Origin of the sequence: Rhodococcus triatomae, assembly GCF_014217785.1 — a bacterium.
Classification (GTDB): domain Bacteria; phylum Actinomycetota; class Actinomycetes; order Mycobacteriales; family Mycobacteriaceae; genus Rhodococcus_F; species Rhodococcus_F triatomae.
Map to the genome: position 1 here is coordinate 566292 of NZ_CP048814.1, position 21083 is coordinate 587374.

Genomic DNA, 21083 nt, shown 5'->3' on the forward strand with positions numbered 1-21083 from the left:
TGCCGGCGATCCACGACACCACGCGGTTCCTGCGCCCCACCGTCGCCGACACACTCGTCGAGCCGGTGACGCGTCAGGCCGGCCCGCAACACCTCGCCGTACACCTCCCGCAGCAGGGCGTCCGTGGGAGCCGGGGTCCGACGACCTGCGGGCCCCTCGAACCCTGCCGTCACCGACGACGGTGAGGCGCGGGCGCGCGCTCACGGGCCGAGTCTCACATCCGGCGTGGCTGCCCGCAGCCCCGTTCACCCCGAGCGGACGAATCGTGCCTCCCCCGCGGTCACGATCGATCCGCTATGGTCTCTTCGCTTCAACGACGAGGTTTGCCTAACCTTACCGATGCGAAAGGTTCCCCCTGTGACCGACACCCGTGAAGAGAGCGTCGTCCGGCCCGCAGCCGCAGACGCTCGCGCCGTCCACGACGGCAGTGCACGCTGGAAGGTGCTGGCGCTGTTCCGCATCGCGCTGGGCTTCATCTTCTTCTGGCCCTTCCTCGACAAGACGTTCGGACTCGGCTACTCGACCGTGTCCGAACGCGCCTGGATCAACGGAGGAAAGCCCACCCAGGGCTTCCTCACCGGTGGCGTCAGTGGCCCCTTCCAGGGCTTCTTCGAATCCATCGCGAGCCCGGTGACCGACATCCTGTTCATGGCCGGACTGTTCGGCATCGGCCTGGCCGCCATCCTGGGTATCGGACTGCGCGTCGCCGCCGTGTCCGGTGCGCTCCTGATGGGGTTGATGTACCTGGCGCAGTGGCCGCTCGAATCCGGATCCTCCAATCCGATCGTCGACTCGCACGTGATCTACGGCCTCGGGGTCGTCCTGCTCGCCCTGTTCGCGGCCGGGAACACCTGGGGCCTCGGAAAGCTCTGGGCCGATCTGCCGTTCGTGCAGAGCAACTCCTGGCTGAAGTGACGTAGCAACGCGATCCGTCGCGGGTTCCGATCTTTCTGAACGGAACCCGCGACGGATCGTCCGCCGGTTGGTTGGCTGCCCGCATGTCGAACGACGAGCCGCCGGTGGATTCCGCGCGCACCACCCTGCTCGACGAAGACTGGGCAGCGGTGGTGGCCGGCCTCGCGATCATTGCGCTCGTCCTGCTCGGCGTGATTCCTGCGGGGCTCGTGCCGTGACCGAACCCGATACCCATACCGATACCACTGCAGACCGGCAGGACCGGGCCGCGTGGATCAGCCGCGTCTCCGGCCGTACCCTCGCGGCGGCCGGCGTCGCGGTCGCCGTCGTCCTGGGCGCCCTCACCCGTCTCCTCGAACAACAGGTCCCCGAGTGGGCCGAGGGCGGCCCGTTCGAACGCGTCGCCGGCTCGATCGAGTTCCCGGTGTACGCCATCGCCCTCGGACTCCTCGGCAACCTCATCCTGAGCCGGACCGGATGGCGGGATCGCCTGTCCGGCGGCTTCCGTACCGAGTTCTTCATCAAGACCGGGCTCGTCCTGCTCGGCGCCTCGATCAATCTCACGGTGCTGGTCACCGCGGCGGGCCCGGCGATCCTGCAGGGTCTGCTCCTGATCTCGATCGTCTTCGCGTTCAGCTGGTGGATCGGCGGCAAGCTCGGGCTGGACGAGAAGCTGCGAGCGCTGCTGTCCGCCGCGGTGTCGATCTGCGGCGTCAGTGCCGCCATCGCCGCCGCGGGTGCGGTGCAGGCCAAGCGCGAGCAGCTCGCCTACGCCGCGTCGCTGGTGATCGTGTTCGCGCTTCCCTCGATCTTCCTGCTGCCGTGGCTGGCAGGCGTGTTCGGCCTCTCCGACGTGGTCGCGGGCGCCTGGATCGGCGGCAACATCGACACCACGGCGGCGGTCGCCGCCTCGGGCGCGATCCTCGGCGACGAGGCGTTGCAGATCGCCACCATCGTGAAGACCACCCAGAATGCCCTGATCGGCTTCGTGGCGGTGGCCCTGACCGCGTACTTCGCGCTGCGGGTCGAGCGGAAGCCCGGGGCAGCGCGGCCGAGTGTGCGCGAGTTCTGGGAGCGTTTCCCCAAGTTCGTCCTCGGTTTCATCGCCGCCTCGGTGATCGGCACGCTGTGGGTGCGGTTCGCCGCCGACGGCAAGGCGGACATCGCGGTGATCAACGATCTGCGCACCTGGTTCCTCATCTTCGCCTTCGTCTCGATCGGCCTGGAGTTCTCGGCGAAGGGCCTACGTGACGCCGGCTGGCGCCCGATCGCCGTGTTCGGCTCGGCGACGGTGGTGAACATCGTGGTCGCACTCGGTCTCGCAACGATCCTGTTCGGCAACTTCGAGCTGCCTTCCTGATCCTCGCTCGTACCGTCGGCCGGCGACGAAGGGTTCGCTGCTACTCGATCGGGAGGTCCACGTACTCGCCGGGGCAGCCTTCGAGGAGGCTCTGCGTGACCAGGCGCGCGAACTCGGGATCGCCCGGCTCGTCCGCGTGCGGCACACCGTCGACGGGAGGCACGGCGCAGTAGCCGCCGTCCAGCGCGCCGTCGCTCTCGTCCTCCGTCGAACGCAGCGCCGTGTACCGCACCGGACCCGGGGTGTCGTCGCCGGCATTGAGCTCCGCCAGGAACGGATTGGTCGGGCACATCTGGCCGCCGCCGTCCTCGGGGAGGAGGCACGCGGGCCAGTACCCGCTCTGGCTGGTCCCCATCGCGATGTAATCGGCCACCACCTCGTCACCGCCGAGGAACTTCAGATAGTGGCGTGCCGACAGCCCGCCCATGCTGTGCGTCACCAATGCCACCGGGCGCCCGGGGAACTCGGCTCGCACCTCGTCCACCGCATCCGCGACGGCCTGCGCGTTGGCGCGGTTCTCGTCACCGGGAAGGGTGAGGGCACGGCTGTCGATCCCGTGGTCGGCCAGGGCCGCGGTCATCGGGGCGAACGACTCGGCGGTGCCGCGCCAGCCGTGTACCAGAACCGCGACCGGGGGATCCTCCACCGCCTCGGACGAGGCGGCCCGCGCGGTGCCGGTGTCGACCAGGAGCGTCGCCGACAGGAAGAGAAGCGTCGACAGTGCGGCGAGAAGTATGGATGGCGTGGGGCGGCTTCCGAATTTCCGAGATCCCGACATGCCCCTCGACGCTAGTGCACGTACGCCCCGCCCACACCCCACCTCCGTGAAGGACCCACTTCGAGCGAGTGACGGGATTCGAACCCGTGTAAACGGCTTTGCAGGCCGGTGCCTAGCCACTCAGCCACACCCGCATCACGGACCACAGTGCCCTGTGACGAACTCCCAGCCGAGGGTTTCACTCATCGTGATTCTTCCCGGGCGAACATGCGCACCGGTGCGCGTCGTTCGTCGGACGTCGCACAGCATGGGATGATCGACGACATGCCGGCACCGTCACCCCTGCCCCTGGACCCGATCGCCGAGGCCCATCGCCAGTGGACGGCGCACGGCTGGGGCGACGTCGCGGACGGCATGGCGGCGGTGACTTCGGTGGTCCGCGCACAGCAGATCATGATGGCGCGGGTCGAGGAGGTGCTGCGGCCGGTCGGTCTGACCTTCGCCCGGTACGAACTGCTCACCCTGCTGACGTTCACCCGCACCGGCGCCCTGCCGATGGCGAAGGCCAGCGCACGTCTACAGGTGCACCCCACCAGTGTCACCAATGCGGTGGACCGGCTCGAGGCAGCAAACCTCGTGCGCCGCGTGCCTCACCCGAGCGACCGCCGCGCGACGCTCGTGGAGATCACCGAATCCGGGCGCAAGCTCGCTGTCGAATCGACCGAGCGGCTCAACGAGCAGGTGTTCGCGCACCCCGGTGTGTCCGGCGACAAGCTGCTGCAGCTGGTGTCGATCCTCACCGAACTACGCGCCGGCGCGGGCGACTTCGACACGACGGCCCCGGACCGTCGCTGATCCGGGGCCGCTCACTCGCGCGGACCTCAACGGTGGGTGAAGTTCGGCGAACGCTTCTCGACGAATGCCGCCATGCCTTCCTTCTGGTCCTCGGTGGCGAAGGTCGAGTGGAACACCCGGCGCTCGAACCGCACACCCTCGGCGAGGGTCGACTCGAACGAGCGATTCACCGCCTCCTTGGCCATCATCGCGACCGGCAGAGACATCGACCCGATGGTCTCGGCGGTGCGCAGCGCGTCGTCGAGGAGGTCGGCAGCCGGCACGATCCGCGAGACGAGCCCGGCCCGCTCCGCCTCGGCGGCATCCATGTTGCGGCCGGTCAGACACATCTCCATCGCCTTGGCCTTTCCGACCGCCCGGGTCAGGCGCTGCGAGCCACCGATGCCCGGGATGACTCCGAGCTTGATCTCCGGCTGCCCGAACACCGCGGTGTCGGAGGCGAGCAGGATGTCACAGAGCATCGCCAACTCGCAGCCGCCGCCGAGCGCATACCCCGACACCGCCGCGATCGTGGGGGTGCGGACGGCTGCCAGCCGATCCCAGGCGGAGAAGAAGTCCGACAGATAGACGTCCATGTAGGTCTTGGGCGCCATCTCCTTGATGTCCGCACCGGCCGCGAACGCTCGCTCCGAACCGGTGAGCACGATCGCACCGATCGCCTCGTCCGCGTCGAGTTCCTCCGCGGCGGCGACGACCTCGCGCATCAGTTGCGAGTTGAGCGCGTTGAGCGCCTTCGGCCGGTGGAGGGTGATCACCCCGACACGTCCACGACGCTCGAGCAGAATGGTCTCGAAATCGGTCACTTCACGTCCTTGTCGGTGGTCGAGTGGGAGCGGATGGCGTTGACGACGGCGGAGAAGTCCTGTCCGCCCGCGCCGTCGGAGTGCAGACGCCGATAGATGTCGGCCGCCCGCCGCCCCAGTTCGGCGGCGACGCCGTGCGATTCCAGGGCATTCGCCGCCAGCCCCAGATCCTTGTCCATGAGCGCGACCGCGAATCCTGGCTGGTAATCGTTGTTCGCCGGGCTGGTGGGAACCGGACCGGGCACCGGACAGTTGGTGGTCAGCGCCCAGCACTGCCCGGACGCGTTCGACGCGACGTCGAAGAGCGCCTGATTGCTCAGGCCCAGCTTCTCCCCGAGCACGAACGCCTCGCTCACCGCGATCATCGACACGCCGAGGATCATGTTGTTGCAGATCTTCGCCGCCTGACCGACCCCGGGCCCACCGCAGTGGACCACCTTGCGGCCCATGACATCCAGGAGCGGTGACACGGCAGCGAAGTCCTCGTCGGACCCGCCGACCATGAACGCGAGGGTGCCCGCCGTGGCGCCCACGACGCCGCCCGAGACCGGCGCGTCCACATTGCGGTGCCCCGCGGCGACAGCCTTGTCGTGAGCGGCGCGGGCGTCGGCGACGTCGATCGTCGAGCAGTCGACGAACAGGGTTCCCGGCCGGGCCGCAGGCAGGATCTCGTCGTAGAGACCGAGGACGTGAGCGCCGCTGGGCAGCATCGTGACGACGACATCGGCGGACGCCACCGCGTCGACGGCCGTGTCCGCGACGGCCACCCCGTCCCGGCGGGCCTGTTCGAGTGCCGGTGCGGCCAGATCGAATCCGGTGACGGCGTATCCCCCACTCACGAGGTTCGCCGCCATCGGGCCACCCATGTGGCCGAGGCCGAGGAACGCGACTGTCGTGCTCATCATGTGTCCTTCCAGACGTGTGTGCGCCGCGGTATCCGCGACGACGGAATGCGGACTACGGTGCGGTGAGACCCAGTTCGGCGTCGCCGAGCGGAGCGAAGTAGGCGTCGACCGCGCCGCCGGTCACCTCCTCGAGCGTGGCCGGCGACCACTTCGGGCTCCGGTCCTTGTCGATGACCTGCGCCCGAATGCCCTCGACCAGGTCGTGCGAACGCAGGCTCGCGGTGGAGACCCGGTACTCCTCGTTCAGGGTCTCCTCGAGGCTCGGCGACCGCTCCGCCCGGCGCAGGGATCGCAGGGTCACCGAGAGCGCGATCGGCGACTTCGACAGCACCTGCTCGGCCGCCTTGCGTGCCTCCTCGATCGGGCTCGCCTGCAGTCGGTCGACGATCTCGCGGACGCTGTCCGCCGAGTACGCCGCATCGATCCACTCACGCTGCGCGAGCAGATCCGATTCCGGGGCGGGGCGGCCGAAGGCCGCGACCGCTGCGTCGACCGGCCCTGCCGCGAGCGCGGCCACGAACTCGTCGATCGACTCCGACGGGACGAAGTGATCGGCGAAACCACAGGCGATCGCGTCCGCGCCGCTCATCCTCGCCGTCGTCAGCGCCACGTGCGTCCCGAGCTGCCCCGGTGCCCGCGCCAGCAGGTACGTTCCGCCGACGTCGGGGATGAATCCGATTCCGGTTTCCGGCATTCCGATCATCGACCGTTCGGTGACGACACGCACGGAACCGTGCGCGGAGATACCGACCCCGCCACCCATGACGATCCCGTCCATGATCGCCACGTAGGGCTTCGGGTACCGCGCGATCGCCGCGTTGAGGACGTACTCGTCGCGCCAGAAGTCGAGTGAGCCCGCGCCACCGGCCTTCGCGTCGTGGTGGATGGCGACGATGTCGCCGCCCGCGCAGAGACCGCGCTCACCGGCACCCCGGACGAGAACTGCCCGCACCGCGTCGTCACCCCGCCACTGCTCGAGCGCTCCGGCCATCGCCCGGACCATCTCGTGGTTCAGCGCATTGATGGCCTTCGGCCGGTTCAGGGTGATGTGCCCGATCCCGTCCCGAACCTCGATCGACACCTCGGCGTCACCGGGCTTGGTCATGCTGCTCCTCGTCTGTTCGACTCGATCATGCTGCGGGAGATGACGACCCGCATGATCTCGTTGGTTCCCTCCAGGATCTGGTGCACGCGCAGATCCCGGACGATCTTCTCGATCCCGTACTCCGCAAGATAGCCGTACCCACCGTGCAGTTGGAGCGCCCGGTTCGCGACGTCGAACCCGGTGTCGGTGGCGAACCTCTTCGCCATGGCGCACAACTCGACCCGGTCCGGGGCGCCCGTCTCGAGCGCCTCGGCGGCGCGCCACAGCAGGGTGCGTGCGGCCTCGAGCTCGGTCTTCATGTCGGCGAGTGTGAACTGCACGGTCTGCAGTTCGGAGACGGGCCGGCCGAAGGCCGAGCGGTCCGTGACGTAGGCGGTGGCGGCTTCCAGGGCGGCCTGCGCACCGCCGACGGAGCAGGCCGCGATGTTGAGCCGGCCCCCGTTGAGCCCGTTCATCGCGATGGCGAAGCCCGCTCCTTCCGCACCGAGCCGGTGCGAGGCGGGGACCCGCACACCCTCGAGGATCACCTGTCGGGTGGGCTGGGCGTTCCAACCCATCTTCACCTCGTTCGCACCGAACGACAGGCCCGGGGAATCCTTGGTGACGACGAACGCCGAGATCCCCTTCGGCCCGGGCTCTCCGGTGCGCGCCATGACGACGTACACGTCGGAGACGCCCGCGCCGGAGATGAACTGCTTCACCCCGTCGAGGACGTACTCGTCGCCGTCCCGCACGGCCCTGGTGCGCAGCCCCGCCGCATCCGAACCGGCACCGGGTTCGGTGAGGCAGTAGCTGCCCAGGAGGTCCATCGCGGACAGACCCGGCACCCAGCGCCGCCGCTGCTCCTCGGAGCCGTAGGCGTCGATCATCCAGGTGACCATGTTGTGGATCGAGACGTAGGCCGCGATCGACGGGCACCCCGTGGCGAGTTGCTCGAAGATCCGCGTGGCGTCGACCCGGGTGAGGCCCGAACCGCCGACGTCCTCGCGAATGTAGATCCCGCCCATCCCGAGTGCCGCCGCCTTGCGCAGCACGTCCACCGGGAAGTGCTTGCTCTGGTCCCATTCCACGGCGTGCGGTGCCAGGTACTCGTCGGCGAAGTCGCGGGCGGTGTCGCGGATCGCCTTCTCGTCATCGGTCAGTGTGAACACGAAAACTCCACGCTCAGTTCATCGTCGGGATGACGAAGTGGTCGGCCTGCTCCTTCGTGCCGGAAGGCCACCGCTGGGTCACCGTCTTCGTCTTGGTGTAGAAGCGGAAGGAGTCGGGCCCGTGCTGGTTGAGGTCACCGAATCCGGACCGCTTCCAGCCACCGAACGTGTGGTACGCGATGGGAACGGGGATCGGCACGTTGACGCCCACCATGCCCACGTTCACCCGGTTCGTGAAGTCGCGGGCCGTGTCTCCGTCGCGAGTGAAGATCGCGACGCCGTTGCCGTACTCGTGGTCGGTGGGCAGGCGCAGCGCCTCCTCGTAGTCCGCGGCACGCGCCACCAACAGCACGGGCCCGAAGATCTCTTCCTTGTAGATCCGCATGTCGGTGGTGACCTGGTCGAACAGGGTGGCCCCGGCGAAGAACCCGTTCTCGTGGCCGGCCAGGGTGAATCCGCGGCCGTCGACCACGGCCTCGGCGCCCTCCTCGATGCCGATCCGCACGTAGTCGTTCACCCGGTCCAGCGCGTCCCGCCCGACCAGCGGGCCGAAGTCGGCACCCTCGTCGTCGCTGCGCCCGATCGTCAGGTCGGCGACCCGCTCGGCCAGCTTGGCGACGAGCGCGTCCGCCGTCTCCTGCCCCACCGGCACCGCGACGGAGATCGCCATGCACCGCTCACCCGCGGAGCCGTACCCGGCACCGATCAGCGCGTCGGCGACCTCGTCGAGGTCTGCGTCCGGCATCACGATCGCGTGGTTCTTCGCACCACCGAAGCACTGTGCCCGCTTGCCCTGCGCGGCAGCGGTCTCGTAGATGTACTGGGCGATCGGGGTGGACCCGACGAAGCCGACGGCCTTGATCCTGTCGTCGGTGAGCAGCGCGTCGACGACCTCCTTGTCGCCGTTGACGACGTTGAACACCCCGGCGGGGAGTCCCGCCTCGAGGAACAGTTCCGCGAGCCGCAGCGGCACCGACGGATCCCGCTCGGAGGGCTTGAGGACGAACGCGTTGCCACAGGCCAGCGCCGGACCCGCCTTCCACAGCGGAATCATCGCCGGGAAGTTGAACGGGGTGATACCGGCGACGACGCCGAGCGGCTGGCGCATCGAGTACACGTCGATCCCGGTGCCCGCGCTCTCGGTGTACTCCCCCTTGAGCAGGTGCGGGGCCCCGACGGCGAACTCGATGACCTCGAGTCCGCGTTGGATGTCACCCTTGGCGTCGGCGATCGTCTTGCCGTGCTCGGCGGAGAGCAGCCGCGCGAGTGAGTCCATCTCGGCCTGCGCGAGCTGCAGGAACTTCATGAGCACGCGAGCCCGCCTCTGCGGATTGAACGCGGCCCACTCGCGCTGCGCGTCCGCCGCGTTCGCGATCACCGCATCCACCTCGGCGGCGCTCGCCAGCGGCACGCGGGACTGCACCTCGCCGGTGTTGGGGTCGTAGACGTCGGCGAATCGTCCCGATGTGCCCGGCAGCCGCTTGCCTCCGACGAAATGCGTGAGCTCCTGAACCATGATGCGCACCGCTCCTTGTTCCTGAATTACTGCCCCGGGGTGGCCGACCGCGACGGCGGCCCTCGGCGAATGTGACCCGAATTACCTCGCTCATCCTATAGTTGGATGTCCATGTATGTCTACTCTCCCCGCCCGATCCGGCCTACATTGGAAGGAGCCTGCGGACGACGTCGCCGGGGCGGCCGACTCCGATGCGGTCCGCGGCCGTCGTACCCGCGCGCTCGGCGGGCCGGAAGGATTCACCGATGACGGACCATCTCGACCTCGAACGAGCAGACCTGCGTTCCCGAGCCCCGACCGAGGCCGCCATGGTCGACCTCGGCCCCGCCGCCCGTCGTACCGCCTGCCTCGTCGCCGGCATCGGCGACGCTCAACTCGCCGCCCCGACTCCGTGCTCCGAGTTCACTCTCGGGGAACTCCTCCGTCATGTCGGGGAGATGGCCACCACCTTCACCGCCGCAGCCCGCAAGCGACGTGATGCCTCACCCGTGCGCGAGGGCGACGACGACACGGCGTCCGCGAAGGCCCTCCGAGAACGGGTGCGTGCCGACGTACTCGGCCTCGCCCTGGCCTGGCGTACACCGACGGCATGGACCGGTGAGACGACGGCCGCCGGCACGCGGCTGGATTCCGCGACGGCAGGGCTGATCGCACTGGACGAACTGGTCGTGCACGGATGGGACATCGCCCGCGCCAGCGGTCAGGGTTTCGACTGCGATCCCCACTCCGTCCGCTTCGCCACCTCGTTCTTCGCCCGACTTCCGGAGCCTATGCGGCACGGCCGCTTCGGTCCGCCCGTCGACCCACCGGCGCACGCCACCGAGCTCGAACGGCTGATCGCGCTCTCAGGCCGGGACCCGGTGTGGGCCCCGACCGTCACCTGAGCCTGCGGTACAGGTCGGCCAGTTCGGCGATCGTCCGCTCGACCTCCCGACCGTCCGGGTCGACCGTCCTCAGCGCTCCCCGCAGCAGCAGGGGATCGAGGTCCTCGATCGCCGCCGAGAACTCCACCCCGGGCAGTCGGGGCAGCCGGGTGCTCTCGCCGTACCAGTCCTCGTCGCTTCCCGGGCCGCCTCCCCCGACCGCGTCCATCAACGCGTCGAGGCGCACACCCCGCAGGGTGAGCACCAGGAGCGGATCGATGTCGATACGCTCGGCCGCGAGATAGACGATCGCCGCGGCGTGCTTGCACGGCCACCCGTCGTCCGGGCAGGTGCAGTCGAAGTCGAAGGCCGCGGCACCGTCCGGCAGGAGCAACGGCGCCAGGTTCTCCGGGACCGTGCCACCGGCCAACGTCGCCAGAGCTCCCGGCTGTCGACGCACCGTCGCGGACAACTCCTCGATCTCGTCGGTGGTGAGCGGGCGCACCGACACCGACGCCGTGAACGGCTGGATCTGGCTGCCTTGCACTTCCGCGCGAATCAGTCCCGGCGTGATGTCGAGGGCCACGACCTGTCCGCTGCGGGCATAGGTGCGTCCCCTCGACAACCTGCCGGCGTCACCGACCGCCTCCACGGCGTCGACGAAGGCGCGCCCCCACCAGTTCCGGGCGAACGCGCCACGCCGAGAACGGGCTTCGACACCGCCGACGACCGGACGTCGACGGCCGTAGTCGCGGAAGCTCCCGCGCGGGTCACGCTCGCTCACTCGCCCACCGCCTCGTCGCCGAGCCGCAGCAACTCGCCGAGTTCGTCGGTGCTCATCTCCGTCACCCAGTTCTCTCCGGTGCCCACCGCGAGATCGGCCAGCTCACGCTTGTTCGCGATCATCGTGTCTATCCGCTCCTCGAGCGTGCCGACGCACACGAGCTTGCGGACCTGCACGTCGCGACGCTGCCCGATCCGGAATGCCCGATCGGTCGCCTGGTTCTCCACCGCGGGATTCCACCACCGGTCCAGGTGCACGACGTGATTGGCCGCGGTGAGGTTGAGCCCCGTTCCCCCCGCCTTGAGGGACAGCACCATGATCGGCGGCCCCTCCTCCGACTGGAACCGCTCCACCATCCGGTCCCGCCTGCTCTTGCTCACCCCGCCGTGCAGGAAGGGCACGTCGGAACCGAAGCGCTGCACCAGATACGGCACCGCGAGGTCGCCGAACTCGCGGAACTGTGTGAAGAGCAGGACCTTCTCCCCTTCCGCGAGAACGGAATCCACGATGTCCTCGACCAGACCCAGCTTGCCGGAACGGTGATGACCACGTCGCAACACGCCGGATCCGTCGTGCAGGAAATGCGCCGGATGGTTGCACACCTGCTTGAGCTTCGTCAGCGCCGCCAGCACCGCACCCTTGCGGGAGATCCCGGACTCACCCTTGATCTCGGTGAGCATCTCGTCCACGACGGCGCGGTACAGCGCGGCCTGCTCGGCGGTGAGGTTCGCCCGCACCGTCATCTCCAGTTTCTCCGGCAGATCGGCGATGACGTCGGGATCCGTCTTGACCCGGCGCAGCACGAACGGCGCCGTGACGGTACGGAGCCGGGACACCGCCTGCGCATCCTGCTCGCGCTCGATCGGTATCGCGAATCGCTTGCGGAACAGCGACGCCGATCCGAGGATGCCTCGATTGGCGAAGTCGAGAATCGACCGCAACTCGTCCAGCCGATTCTCCACGGGAGTACCGGTGAGCGCGATCCGGTGCTGGGCGGGTACCGCCCGCGCCGCGCGCGCCTGGGAGGTGGCCGGGTTCTTGATGTGCTGCGCCTCGTCGAGGACGATCCGGCGCCACTCGAGTTCCTTCAGCTCCGCGACGTCGCGGGCCAGCAGGGCGTAGGTGGTGACCACCAGGTCCGATCCGGCGACCGCCTCGGCGAGCGCCGGACCCCGCAGCCGGTCGGGGCCGTGATGCACGAGCACCCGAAGCGAGGGCACGAACCTCTCGGCCTCCCGTTGCCAGTTGCCGACCACCGACATCGGGGACACCAACAGCGTCGGGAGCGGGTGGTTCTCGTGCGCCAGAAGTGCCAGAACCTGCAAGGTCTTGCCCAGTCCCATGTCGTCGGCGAGGACTGCACCCAAGCCGGCCCGGCTCATGAACGCCAACCAGTCGACGCCCCGTTGCTGGTACGGGCGGAGCGTGGCGTGCACCGTGGCGGGCAGGGCCACCGGCTCCGGCGCGGCATGCACGTCGAGGAGGGTCCGGGCCCACCCGGTGGCGGTGATCTCGTCGACGGGCAACTCCCGGGCGTCGTCGGCGATCAGGTCCTTCATCAGATCGACGACGGCGCGGTCCCCGCTGGCGTGACGGTCCGCGACATAGCGCGCCGCCCGCGCGAGCGCCCGGCTGTCCGCCTGGACCCATTGTCCGCGGAGCCGCACCAGGTCGCTCTTGGATTCGACCAGCCGGGCCAGTTCCTCCGGAGTGAGAACCAGGTTGCCGAGCGCCAATTCCCAACGGAAGTCGACCAACTGGTCCTTGCCCACTGCCCGATTCTCGGCGGTGGCCGCGGTCGCCGGCGCCACCCGCAACCGCAGCGACGGCGTCACGACGCTCCACTCCCGTGGCAGCAACACGCCGATCCCCCGCTCCTTCAGCGCGTGCGCCCCGTGCGCCACCAGGTCGGTCACGACGGGCAGCGGCAGCAGGAGATCGAGGCTGTCGGGGTCGGACGGCACGTCGCGCAGCCGGGGGTACGCGGCGACCGCCTCGGCGAGCTTCCGGACACCGAGTTGCAGCCGCTGCGGTTCACTGCGGTGCAACGCCACCGGTTCCGGGGCTTCTCCCTCCGGTCGCAGACATACCTGGAGCCGCCACAACGTCTCCCCGGGATCGGCCCCCTCCACGACGGCGTCCTCCGGTTCGAGCAGCCGCAGCACGAGCTCCGGCTCGTCGACCGTCAGGCTTGCCCGCCACGCGTCGAGCCCGGCGGCGAGCTTCGCGTGCCCCTGCTCCAGCGACTCACCCGCCACCAGAGCCTCCGTGAACGGCCCCTCCACGTCGGCGAAGCCGACGATCCGACGGACCACCGGGTCGGTGATCTCCGCGGTGAAGTGTTCGAGCACCTCGCGAGCGGTGGCGTCCCGCCGCTGGACCGGAGGCATGGCGACCGCCAGTTCCGTGAGCCACGCCCGCTGCCGCTCCCCACCGACCAACCGCCACCGCGGCCACCACTGCCCCTCGACACGATGCAGTTCCGGGACGACGCGGCCGGCCCTCGCCCACCGGTCGATACCGCGGGTGACGTGCGCCAGATACCGGAGGTCCCCGGCCACTCGGTGATCGCGCGGCGGCAGCGACAACAGGAACCCGGCGGCGGTGCGCGGATCCATCGCCGTCGCCGGCTGTGAGACCGTCCCCGCACCCTCCGGGACGGGGACGGGAACCCGATGCCGGAACTTCCGCCCGAGAACACGGTCCACGGGGTCGGTGGATCCGTCCGGAACGGGTACCGAGGAATCGTCCACCCACAGCATGAGCCCCGATTCCGAGGTCCAGAGGCCGTGCAGCATGCCCCTATCCAATCAGTACGAACCGACAACACCGCATCCGACCGAAGTGCCTCTCCCGGGCTCGGCCGGTCGGGTTCACAGTTCGGGCCAGTGACGTTCGAGTCCGGTGAGGATGAAGTCGATCTTCGTGTCGACGGCGCCCCTGTCGGTCCAGGAATCCTGCGGTTCCATCACGACGTCGGCGTCACCGATCGCCGCGCGAACCCGGTCGAGGCCGGACGTGCCGTCCTCGTCGACGGACCGCATCGATTCGACGCTCAGGTGGGAGGCGAAGACCGAGTCGCCGATGAAGTCCAGAGCGAACATCGCCTGCCGGGTGGATTTCCCCTGTGCCTTCAGGTTCGCGGCATACGCGGCGAACACGTACTCGATCCTGGTGAATGCGGACGGGTAGGCGTACACGAGCCCGCTCAACCCCGGGAAGTCCTCGCACACACGCCAGCACTCGTCCGCCCAGAGGCTCAGCGTCTCGCGCCAGGACATGCCGGGCTCCGGCATCCGCAGGGTCGCACCGGCGGCGTCGAGGCAGGCGACCACCAGATCGTCGCGGGAGGGGAAGAGCCGGTAGATCGCCGCCGGGACCACCCCGAGCCGATCCGCGACCGCCGACAGGCGGAACCGGTCGATCCCTTCGGCGATCGCCGCGGCCACCACGTCCTCGCGGGTGAAGGCGGGCTTGCGCCCGACCTTCTTGGCACCCGGGATTCTGCGCGTGGCACGCGGCGACACATTCACGTATTCAGATTAGTGATATCCCGCCGGGCCGCCCACATCCCTGCGGCGATCCGGAGCGGGAACACACTCCTCGCTCCGCTACCCGGTCAGCTGCCAGCCCTGTGCGCTGCGCAACCGCTCCCAGAACCGCCGATAGGTCCCGCTCCGCGACGCCCCGGCCGCGTCGTCGGCGCCGACCGTCGACAACAGCTCCTCGTGCGTGCCCTGCGCCTCGACGCCGCCACGGTCGTCCAGCGCGATGATCCGGTCCGCCGCGACGATGGTGTCGAGCCGATGCGCGATGATCAGAACGGTCGCCTGCTCGCGGAGCTTCTCGATCGCGGCGACGATGTTCGCCTCGTTCTCGACGTCCAGCGCCGAGGTGGCCTCGTCGAACAGCACGATCGGAGCCTGCTTGAGCAGCGCACGAGCGATCGCGACGCGCTGACGCTCACCACCGGACAGCGCACGTCCTCCCTCGCCGACCCGGGTGTCCCAGCCGTCGGGCAGCCGTCGAGCGATCTCGGAGACACCGGCGAGGTCGGCGGCGGCTCGGATCTCGCCCTCGGTAGCCCCGGCCCTGCCGATCGCGATGTTGGCCGCGAGGGTGTCGTCGAACAGATAGACGTCCTGGAAGACCATCGACAGTTGCGCCATCAGTTGCTCGCCGGTCTGCTCGGTGACCGGCACTCCACCCACCTTCACGGTCCCGGAGTCGACGTCGTGGAACCGGCTGATCAGCCGGGCGATCGTGGTCTTGCCGCTCCCGGAGGGGCCGACCAGCGCCACCATCGACCTGGACGGCACCGAGAGGGAGACACCCTTCAGCACCGGTTCCGTGCCCTCGGCGTAGCCGAAGGTCACGTTCTCGAGCTCGATGGTTCCGGGTGCGGTGAGTTCGGCGGGAGTAGCGGGCTCGGGCAGTGCCTCCGCCGTGAGGACGTCGTCCAGGGCGTCGAGTAGTGGGCGCCTCGACTCGAGAGCCATCGCGCTCTCGGTGATGGCCGAGAGGATCGAGGTGAATCGCAGCGCCAGACCGATGAAAGCCAGGGCCGGAATCGGTTCGAGCGTGCCGGAAACCGCCAGCGAACCGGTGACGACGATCAGCACGACGACCACCCCCTGCGTGGCCATGCCGCTGAGCATCATGCCGACGGTCTCGACCCAGTGGGCACGCATCTTGGCGGACCGGGTGCGATCGAGAGCGTCCGTGAGCGGCGGGAAGTCGTCGGATCGGCCACACGAGCGCAGCGCTCCCTGGCATTGCGCATACTCGACGATCCGGTTCGACAGAATCACCTCCTCCGGTTCGTGAACGGCTCGTCCTCGGCGCATCAGAGCCGTCGCCGCCAGCGTGATGACGACGAACACCGGCACCGCGACGGTGAGGATCAGGCCGAGTAGCGGGTCCCAGAACCATGCCGCGACGACCACCACCAGACCCGAGGCGGTGCGGGCCACGAGCGGTCCGATCATGTGCGCGAAGATCTCCCCGGCCGACATCAGCTCGGTCGAGACCATCCGGGACAGGCGTCCTGCGATCGGTCGCCCGAACCAGCCGAGCGGCTGCTTGGAGACCTGGTCACCGACGAGCCGGTGAATGCTGTGGAGGAAGTCCAGTGCCACCGCGTAGGTCTTCCGGCTCTGCAGGTAGTTGAGGCCGAAACTCGCAGACGCCAGGACCGCGAACACCGTGAGCCAGCCACCGACTCGCATCCCCCACACCGGTTCGCCGGAGGACAGTGAACTGATCGCCGGAAGCATCGCCGCCAACGCCAGGCCTTCGGTGAGCCCGGAGACCGCGGCCACCGCGAGAGCGGGGCGCATCGCCTCGGGCCGCGAGACCATCCTGCGCATCCGCGGGACGATGTCGAGCAGCGGCAGACTCGCCCGGCCGGACCGGACCTTGTCGCTCGGGGGCATCTCACTCCGGGAATTCTCACTGCGGGAATTCTCACTGCGGGAGTTCTCACTGCGGGACATCACAGTCCTCCTTCCGCGCCGGCCGACGACGTCGCGTCGGCGAAGCGCCACAGCCGGGCATAGGCTGGTTCCTCGAGCAGGTCGTCGTGGGTTCCGGTCGCGACGACGCGCCCGGATTCGACGAGAACGATCTGGTCGACACCGCTGATCACCTCGGGTCGGTGACCGATCACCAGCACCGTGCGCCCTCGGACCAGGCGGGACAACGCCTGCTGGATCTGATGTTGCGACTCGGGATCGGTGAGGGCGGTCGCCTCGTCGAGGACGAGGACGGGGGCGTCGACCAGGATGGCGCGGGCGATCGCGATGCGCTGGGCCTGGCCGCCGGACAGTCCCGTGTCGGATCCGTACACGGTGTCGAACCCCCGTGGAAGAGAATCGATCTCGTCGAGAATCTGCGCCGCTCGTGCGGCCTCGCGGATCTGCTCGTCGGTCGCGTCGGGACGACCGAGCGCGATGTTGTCCCGGATGCTGATCGCCGGCAGCTGTGGATCCTGCAGCACGAAACCGACGTGCGAATAGAGATCGCCGATGGCTGCCACCGGCACGCCGCCGAGCCGGATCTGCCCGGACCGCGGGTCGTCGAACCGAGCGAGGAGCGTCGCGATGGTCGACTTGCCGGAACCCGACGGACCGACCAGCGCGGTGACGGTCCCCTCCCGCAACGTGAAACCGACCTCGTCCAGGGCGAGTTCGGCGTCGTCTCCGGAGCCGTAGGAGTAGCTGACCCGATCGAAGACCACCTCGTGGCCGACCGGGAGGGTGTCACCGGCGCGATCGTCGAGGACGGGCGTGTCCAGCAGGTCGACGATCCGCTGCGCCGAGGCGACAGCCATCTGCTGCGCCCACATCGAGTTCATCAGCACCTCGATGCCGTAGGGAACGAGCAGCGCGATCAGCGAGGTCGCCAGCACGTTCGCCGGAGTCACGAGATCACGATGGACCAGCCAGGTGCCCCCGCCGATGTTGATGAGCAGGATCAGCGGCACGGCCAGCAACGAGCTTCCGAGCGAACTGACCCGGATGAGGGGACCCACCCAGGAGTAGTAGAACTGCTGGAACTCCTCGGCAGCGTCCTGGTATCGGCGGTGCGCACGGCCCACCCGGCCGAAGGCCTTGACGACGGTGATGCCGGTGACGAACTCGACCATCCTGGCCGACACCGTCGACAGGCGTTGATCCATCTCGGCCGTCTTCGCGCCCATACCTCGCATCGAGAAGGCCGTCGCCGCGACGTACAGCGGAATCGTGGCCACGGTGAGCAGACCGAGCCGCCAGTCGACGACGAAGGCGTACACCATCAGTGCCAGCGGCATCACGGCGGCGTTCGTTCCGTCGACGGGCTGATGCGCGATGAGATTGTGCACGGTGCCGATGTCGTCCTGAAGCGCCTTGCGGACCCGGCCGGAGTTGGTGGAGGTGAACCAGACGAGCGGCACCCTGGCGAACCGCTCCACCATCCGCTGCCGGATGACGTGACCGAGCTGGATGTCGGCGACGTGCGTGATCGTCAGGGCCACGAAGTAGACGAGGAGCCGAAGGGTGAAGGTGATGACCAGAATGCGCAACCAGCGCTGGACCTCGTCACCGTCGACCGGCTCGCCCGCCGCCACCGCCCGCAGCAGCATGTCCCCGATGTGGACCAGTGCGATATAGGGGACCACCGCGAGGAGCGCGGAGATCACGGCCAGAATTCGGCCGATCGCCAATTTCGGAGCGACCGGCCTCAGCAGTGCTTTCAGCGGCTTCCCGCCGGGATTCTGCTGCTGCAGGGAATCGGGTTCCTGCTCCGCTGACGCCTCGTCCGCCACCGCGGTGTCTGTCGTCATTCGCGACGCTCCTGTGTCCTACGAGTCTGGTCGAGTTAGGTTGCCCATACTTAATAATGAACGGGCTTCACATTAGAGCCGGTCGGCAGAACCCGCAAGAGCGAACTCGAACGGGGACCGGACCCGGATGTGCGCGTCGGTGTCTCAGGCGATACTGGTCGCCACGGGGACGGCTTTCGGGGGGATGTCGTGAGGATCGATCAGGGTTTCCAACGGAACAGCAGGCGCCTGCGCTGGGCGGCGTGTGTGCTCGTGGTGGTCGCCTACGCGGCCACATGCGACACGGTCCTCGATCCGTTCCGCACCGCACCTGCGCCCGGCAGCCCCACCCGCGAACAACTCGACACACTCCTCGCGGCAGTCGAATCCGTGCCCAGCCGGCCCCGTCCCGGCGGCTACGAGCGAGGATGCAGCGGCGGACAGGCGTGCGTGTTCGGGCCGGCCTGGACCGACGCGAACGATGCCGCGCACGGCCGCGACGGCTGCGACACCCGCAACAACGTGCTGGGAACGACGCTGACGTCGGTGGCCTTCCAACCCGGAACGGGCGAGTGCGTGGTGGCATCGGGAACCCTCGCCGACCCGTACTCGGGGGTGCTGGTCGACTTCACTCGGGCGGACGGTGCCGCCGTGCACGTCGACCATGTCTATCCCCTCGCCACGGCGTGGGACATGGGCGCGTCGGAGTGGACCCGGGAGCAGCGCATCCGTTTCGCCAACGACGTCGAGTTCAATCTGCTGGCCGTCAACCGCCGCGACAACATGGACAAGGGCGACAAGACCCCGGCGGACTGGCTGCCGCCGCACCCCGCGTACCACTGCTTCTACGCCGGCAAGTACCTCACGGTGGCGGTGCAGTACGCGCTGCCCGTCACCGACGCCGATCGACGAGCGTTGGCCGACGTGGCGGCACGCTGTTGAGCACCACCAGCCCCGCCATGGCGGCTACCGAGAAACGCGGCGCCTGCCGAAAGGGCCCGGAGTCGGCCGAGTGGCGTGGGCTATCGTTCTGCCTCGATGACCGAGAACCGCACGCCCCTCGCCCCACCCATCGCGTCCGACTTCCCTGTCCTCTGGCCGGTGCCGACCCGGTGGGACGACAACGACCACTACGGGCACGTCAACAACGTCGTCTACTACTCGTACTTCGACACCGCGGTGAACGCCTGGCTCATCGACGCGACCGGTCGCGATATCCGCGCCCTTCCCGCGATCGGCGTCGTCGCGGAGACCTCGTGCCGCTACCACTCGGAACTGTCGTTCCCGGATCGGCTACGGGTGGGCCTGTCCGTCGAGCGCCTGGGCACACGCAGCATCGTCTACGCGCTCGCCATCTTCCGTGAGGACGACGACGACCTCACCCTCGCCGCGACCGGACGCTTCGTCCACGTCTACGTCGACGCGGTCACCCGCACGCCGGTACCGATCCCCGAACGGATCCGGGCAGCCGCCGAACAGTTGGTCACTCCGCCCGCCTGATCACGGGCAGCTCCCTCGATTCAGGCGAGGCCCTCGTCCGCCGCGGTACGCACGGCGCGGTCGATGATGCCGTCGACGAGCGTCGCCGTCGGCCCGCCGTCCTTCGCGGTGTTGCGCGGATCGTCGAGAATCCGCCGGAGCACGCCCTCGGCGATGATCGCGAGCTTCCACAGCGCCAGCACGTGCCAGTAGCCCACATTCGCGACGTCCCGACCGGTGCGCTCGGCGTACGCCTCGACCAGTTCGGCCCGGCTCGGAAAACCCTCGAGCGTGGACGCCATGAACGGCCCTGCCACGCCGTCGCCGGCTTCGGGCCAGTACGCGAGCAACGCCCCCAGGTCCGCGAGCGGCTCACCGAGCGTGCACAGTTCCCAATCCACGACGGAGAGGACCTCGCCCTCGTCCGGGTCCACGATCACGTTGTTGAGGTGGAAGTCGCCGTGCACCAGGGCCACCTCGGACTGCTCGGGAATGTTCCGGCTCAGCACCGCCGCGAGTTCCTCGACGGCAGGCACGTCACGAGTCCTGGACTTCTCCCACTGAGCCGACCAACGACGCAACTGCCGCTCCGCGTACGGCTTGTGGCTGGCGAGATCGGTCAATCCGGTGTCCTCGAGGTCGACGCCGTGGATGCGCCCCAACGTCCTCGGCAGCGCAAGGCCGACGGCGCCCCGCTGCTCGGGTGTGAGTTTCTCCGCGGCCGGCACCCCGTCGAGGACCACGCCCGCCACGTAACTCATCAGCACGAGCGGCGCATCGGTGATCTCCGGATCCTCGGTGAGGCCGAGAATCTTCGGAACCGGAACCTTGGAGCCCTGCAGCGACGAGAGGATCCGATGCTCACGGACGACGTCGTGCGCGGAGGACAACAGCGTGCCCAGCGGCGGGCGTCGCAGCACCCACCGCCCGCCACCGGCGTCGTTGACGGCGTACGTGAGGTTCGACTGACCGTTGCCGATCCTCTCGAACGTCAGTGGTGCGATCGCCCCGACACCCAGACCCGCGATCCACGCGGAGACAGCTTCCTCGTTCAGCCCTACTGCATTCACGCGCACGACTGTAACCCGAGTGTGTGACGGCGCCGGGGTCGATCGTGTTCGTCGGGGAGTGTGATGTGCGAGCGGGACGTCGAGTGCCTGCCGCGCCGCGCCCGGGCCGGGATCGTCGGCGTACTCGCAGTGAACGGCTTCCCGAATCCCGGACCCGCCGTCGCCACAGCCGCCGTCGCCCCGGCGGCGGCGCCGCGAACATGCGGCAATCAGCCGGAGCCCCACTGCCGCCGACCCCCTCGCCCTGAACCCTCCC

At 68.9% G+C, this 21083-nt stretch carries 19 protein-coding genes and 1 tRNA gene; 7 read left to right on the top strand and 13 right to left on the bottom strand.

All coding sequences use genetic code 11. The features are described from left to right. Window positions 1-357 precede the first annotated feature (357 nt). From G4H71_RS02640 to G4H71_RS02645, 3 genes are all read left to right on the top strand, one after another. Window positions 358-915 (top strand): hypothetical protein, encoded by a 558-nt coding sequence (locus G4H71_RS02640; protein ID WP_217631330.1) that lies wholly within the window; start codon window positions 358-360, stop codon window positions 913-915. Window positions 916-998: 83 nt separating this feature from the next. Continuing rightward, on the top strand, window positions 999-1133 hold the full coding sequence (locus G4H71_RS22485) for a hypothetical protein (RefSeq protein ID WP_255314906.1): 135 nt from the start codon (window positions 999-1001) through the stop codon (window positions 1131-1133). Between the two features lie 56 nt (window positions 1134-1189). Then, window positions 1190-2275, top strand: a complete 1086-nt coding sequence (locus G4H71_RS02645; protein WP_072736999.1) for a YeiH family protein — start codon at window positions 1190-1192, stop codon at window positions 2273-2275. A 40-nt stretch (window positions 2276-2315) separates the two neighbouring features. On the opposite strand, the gene G4H71_RS02650 is transcribed toward G4H71_RS02645, so the two are convergent. After that, the gene (locus G4H71_RS02650) at window positions 2316-3053 is read right to left on the bottom strand and encodes an esterase/lipase family protein (RefSeq protein ID WP_072736912.1); all 738 of its coding nucleotides are present in this window, start codon (window positions 3051-3053) and stop codon (window positions 2316-2318) included. Window positions 3054-3116: 63 nt separating this feature from the next. After that, window positions 3117-3187 (bottom strand) — tRNA-Cys (locus G4H71_RS02655). Between the two features lie 130 nt (window positions 3188-3317). On the opposite strand from G4H71_RS02655, the gene G4H71_RS02660 reads away from it, so the two are divergent. Then, complete coding sequence (locus G4H71_RS02660; RefSeq protein WP_072736998.1) at window positions 3318-3848, top strand: MarR family winged helix-turn-helix transcriptional regulator; 531 nt, start codon at window positions 3318-3320, stop codon at window positions 3846-3848. 26 nt (window positions 3849-3874) lie between these two features. Here the strand turns inward: G4H71_RS02660 and G4H71_RS02665 are convergent, their stop codons facing one another. Genes G4H71_RS02665 through G4H71_RS02685 form a run of 5 tightly spaced genes read right to left on the bottom strand, consistent with a single transcriptional unit; the run spans window position 3875 to window position 9328 of the window. Next, on the bottom strand, window positions 3875-4651 hold the full coding sequence (locus tag G4H71_RS02665) for an enoyl-CoA hydratase (RefSeq protein ID WP_072736911.1): 777 nt from the start codon (window positions 4649-4651) through the stop codon (window positions 3875-3877). Then, window positions 4648-5553 carry a 3-hydroxyisobutyrate dehydrogenase gene (gene mmsB, locus G4H71_RS02670; protein ID WP_072736997.1) on the bottom strand — a complete coding sequence of 302 codons (906 nt, stop codon included), beginning with the start codon at window positions 5551-5553 and terminating at the stop codon, window positions 4648-4650. Before mmsB ends, G4H71_RS02665 begins: the two co-directional genes overlap by 4 nt. A gap of 55 nt (window positions 5554-5608) precedes the next feature. Continuing rightward, entirely contained in the window at window positions 5609-6661 is a 1053-nt protein-coding gene (locus G4H71_RS02675) for an enoyl-CoA hydratase/isomerase family protein (protein WP_072736910.1), read from the bottom strand. Then, window positions 6658-7812 (bottom strand): acyl-CoA dehydrogenase family protein, encoded by a 1155-nt coding sequence (locus G4H71_RS02680; RefSeq protein WP_072736909.1) that lies wholly within the window; start codon window positions 7810-7812, stop codon window positions 6658-6660. Before G4H71_RS02680 ends, G4H71_RS02675 begins: the two co-directional genes overlap by 4 nt. Window positions 7813-7825: 13 nt before the next feature. Next, window positions 7826-9328 (bottom strand): CoA-acylating methylmalonate-semialdehyde dehydrogenase, encoded by a 1503-nt coding sequence (locus G4H71_RS02685; protein WP_072736996.1) that lies wholly within the window; start codon window positions 9326-9328, stop codon window positions 7826-7828. A 245-nt stretch (window positions 9329-9573) separates the two neighbouring features. On the opposite strand from G4H71_RS02685, the gene G4H71_RS02690 reads away from it, so the two are divergent. Next, window positions 9574-10212, top strand: coding sequence for a TIGR03086 family metal-binding protein (locus G4H71_RS02690; protein WP_246442621.1), 639 nt, complete (start codon window positions 9574-9576; stop codon window positions 10210-10212). On the opposite strand, the gene G4H71_RS02695 is transcribed toward G4H71_RS02690, so the two are convergent. The 5 genes from G4H71_RS02695 to G4H71_RS02715 all read right to left on the bottom strand — a co-directional run bounded on the left by G4H71_RS02695 (window position 10205) and on the right by G4H71_RS02715 (window position 18299). Further along, window positions 10205-10975: an SWIM zinc finger family protein gene (locus G4H71_RS02695; RefSeq protein WP_072736908.1), complete on the bottom strand. Its 771-nt coding sequence runs from the start codon at window positions 10973-10975 to the stop codon at window positions 10205-10207. The two genes, G4H71_RS02690 and G4H71_RS02695, sit on opposite strands and share 8 nt — an antisense overlap. Next, window positions 10972-13773, bottom strand: coding sequence for a DEAD/DEAH box helicase (locus G4H71_RS02700; protein WP_072736907.1), 2802 nt, complete (start codon window positions 13771-13773; stop codon window positions 10972-10974). The genes G4H71_RS02695 and G4H71_RS02700 overlap by 4 nt, the downstream gene beginning before the upstream one ends. 75 nt (window positions 13774-13848) lie before the next feature. Further along, window positions 13849-14508 carry a TetR/AcrR family transcriptional regulator gene (locus tag G4H71_RS02705; RefSeq protein WP_246442618.1) on the bottom strand — a complete coding sequence of 220 codons (660 nt, stop codon included), beginning with the start codon at window positions 14506-14508 and terminating at the stop codon, window positions 13849-13851. A gap of 78 nt (window positions 14509-14586) precedes the next feature. Beyond that, entirely contained in the window at window positions 14587-16410 is a 1824-nt protein-coding gene (locus G4H71_RS02710; protein ID WP_246442615.1) for an ABC transporter ATP-binding protein, read from the bottom strand. Window positions 16411-16469: 59 nt separating this feature from the next. Continuing rightward, complete coding sequence (locus G4H71_RS02715; protein WP_072736906.1) at window positions 16470-18299, bottom strand: ABC transporter ATP-binding protein; 1830 nt, start codon at window positions 18297-18299, stop codon at window positions 16470-16472. A 189-nt stretch (window positions 18300-18488) separates the two neighbouring features. Between G4H71_RS02715 and G4H71_RS02720 the strand changes: the two genes are divergently transcribed. Next, on the top strand, window positions 18489-19220 hold the full coding sequence (locus G4H71_RS02720) for an HNH endonuclease family protein (RefSeq protein ID WP_371842142.1): 732 nt from the start codon (window positions 18489-18491) through the stop codon (window positions 19218-19220). Window positions 19221-19316: 96 nt separating this feature from the next. Beyond that, window positions 19317-19778, top strand: coding sequence for an acyl-CoA thioesterase (locus G4H71_RS02725; RefSeq protein ID WP_072736905.1), 462 nt, complete (start codon window positions 19317-19319; stop codon window positions 19776-19778). A gap of 20 nt (window positions 19779-19798) precedes the next feature. Here G4H71_RS02725 and G4H71_RS02730 read toward each other — a convergent pair whose 3' ends face one another. Next, window positions 19799-20827, bottom strand: a complete 1029-nt coding sequence (locus G4H71_RS02730; RefSeq protein ID WP_072736991.1) for a phosphotransferase family protein — start codon at window positions 20825-20827, stop codon at window positions 19799-19801. Window positions 20828-21083 lie beyond the last annotated feature (256 nt).

Bases quoted from the DNA above. Each gene is read 5' to 3' on its own strand.
- G4H71_RS22485 (WP_255314906.1), top strand. From the start codon at position 999: ATGTCGAACGACGAGCCGCCGGTGGATTCCGCGCGCACCACCCTGCTC.
- G4H71_RS02650 (WP_072736912.1), bottom strand. From the start codon at position 3,053: ATGTCGGGATCTCGGAAATTCGGAAGCCGCCCCACGCCATCCATACTT.
- G4H71_RS02660 (WP_072736998.1), top strand. From the start codon at position 3,318: ATGCCGGCACCGTCACCCCTGCCCCTGGACCCGATCGCCGAGGCCCAT.
- mmsB (WP_072736997.1), bottom strand. From the start codon at position 5,553: ATGAGCACGACAGTCGCGTTCCTCGGCCTCGGCCACATGGGTGGCCCG.
- G4H71_RS02675 (WP_072736910.1), bottom strand. From the start codon at position 6,661: ATGACCAAGCCCGGTGACGCCGAGGTGTCGATCGAGGTTCGGGACGGG.
- G4H71_RS02685 (WP_072736996.1), bottom strand. From the start codon at position 9,328: ATGGTTCAGGAGCTCACGCATTTCGTCGGAGGCAAGCGGCTGCCGGGC.
- G4H71_RS02690 (WP_246442621.1), top strand. From the start codon at position 9,574: ATGACGGACCATCTCGACCTCGAACGAGCAGACCTGCGTTCCCGAGCC.
- G4H71_RS02700 (WP_072736907.1), bottom strand. From the start codon at position 13,773: ATGCTGCACGGCCTCTGGACCTCGGAATCGGGGCTCATGCTGTGGGTG.
- G4H71_RS02710 (WP_246442615.1), bottom strand. From the start codon at position 16,410: ATGCCCCCGAGCGACAAGGTCCGGTCCGGCCGGGCGAGTCTGCCGCTG.
- G4H71_RS02715 (WP_072736906.1), bottom strand. From the start codon at position 18,299: ATGACGACAGACACCGCGGTGGCGGACGAGGCGTCAGCGGAGCAGGAA.
- G4H71_RS02725 (WP_072736905.1), top strand. From the start codon at position 19,317: ATGACCGAGAACCGCACGCCCCTCGCCCCACCCATCGCGTCCGACTTC.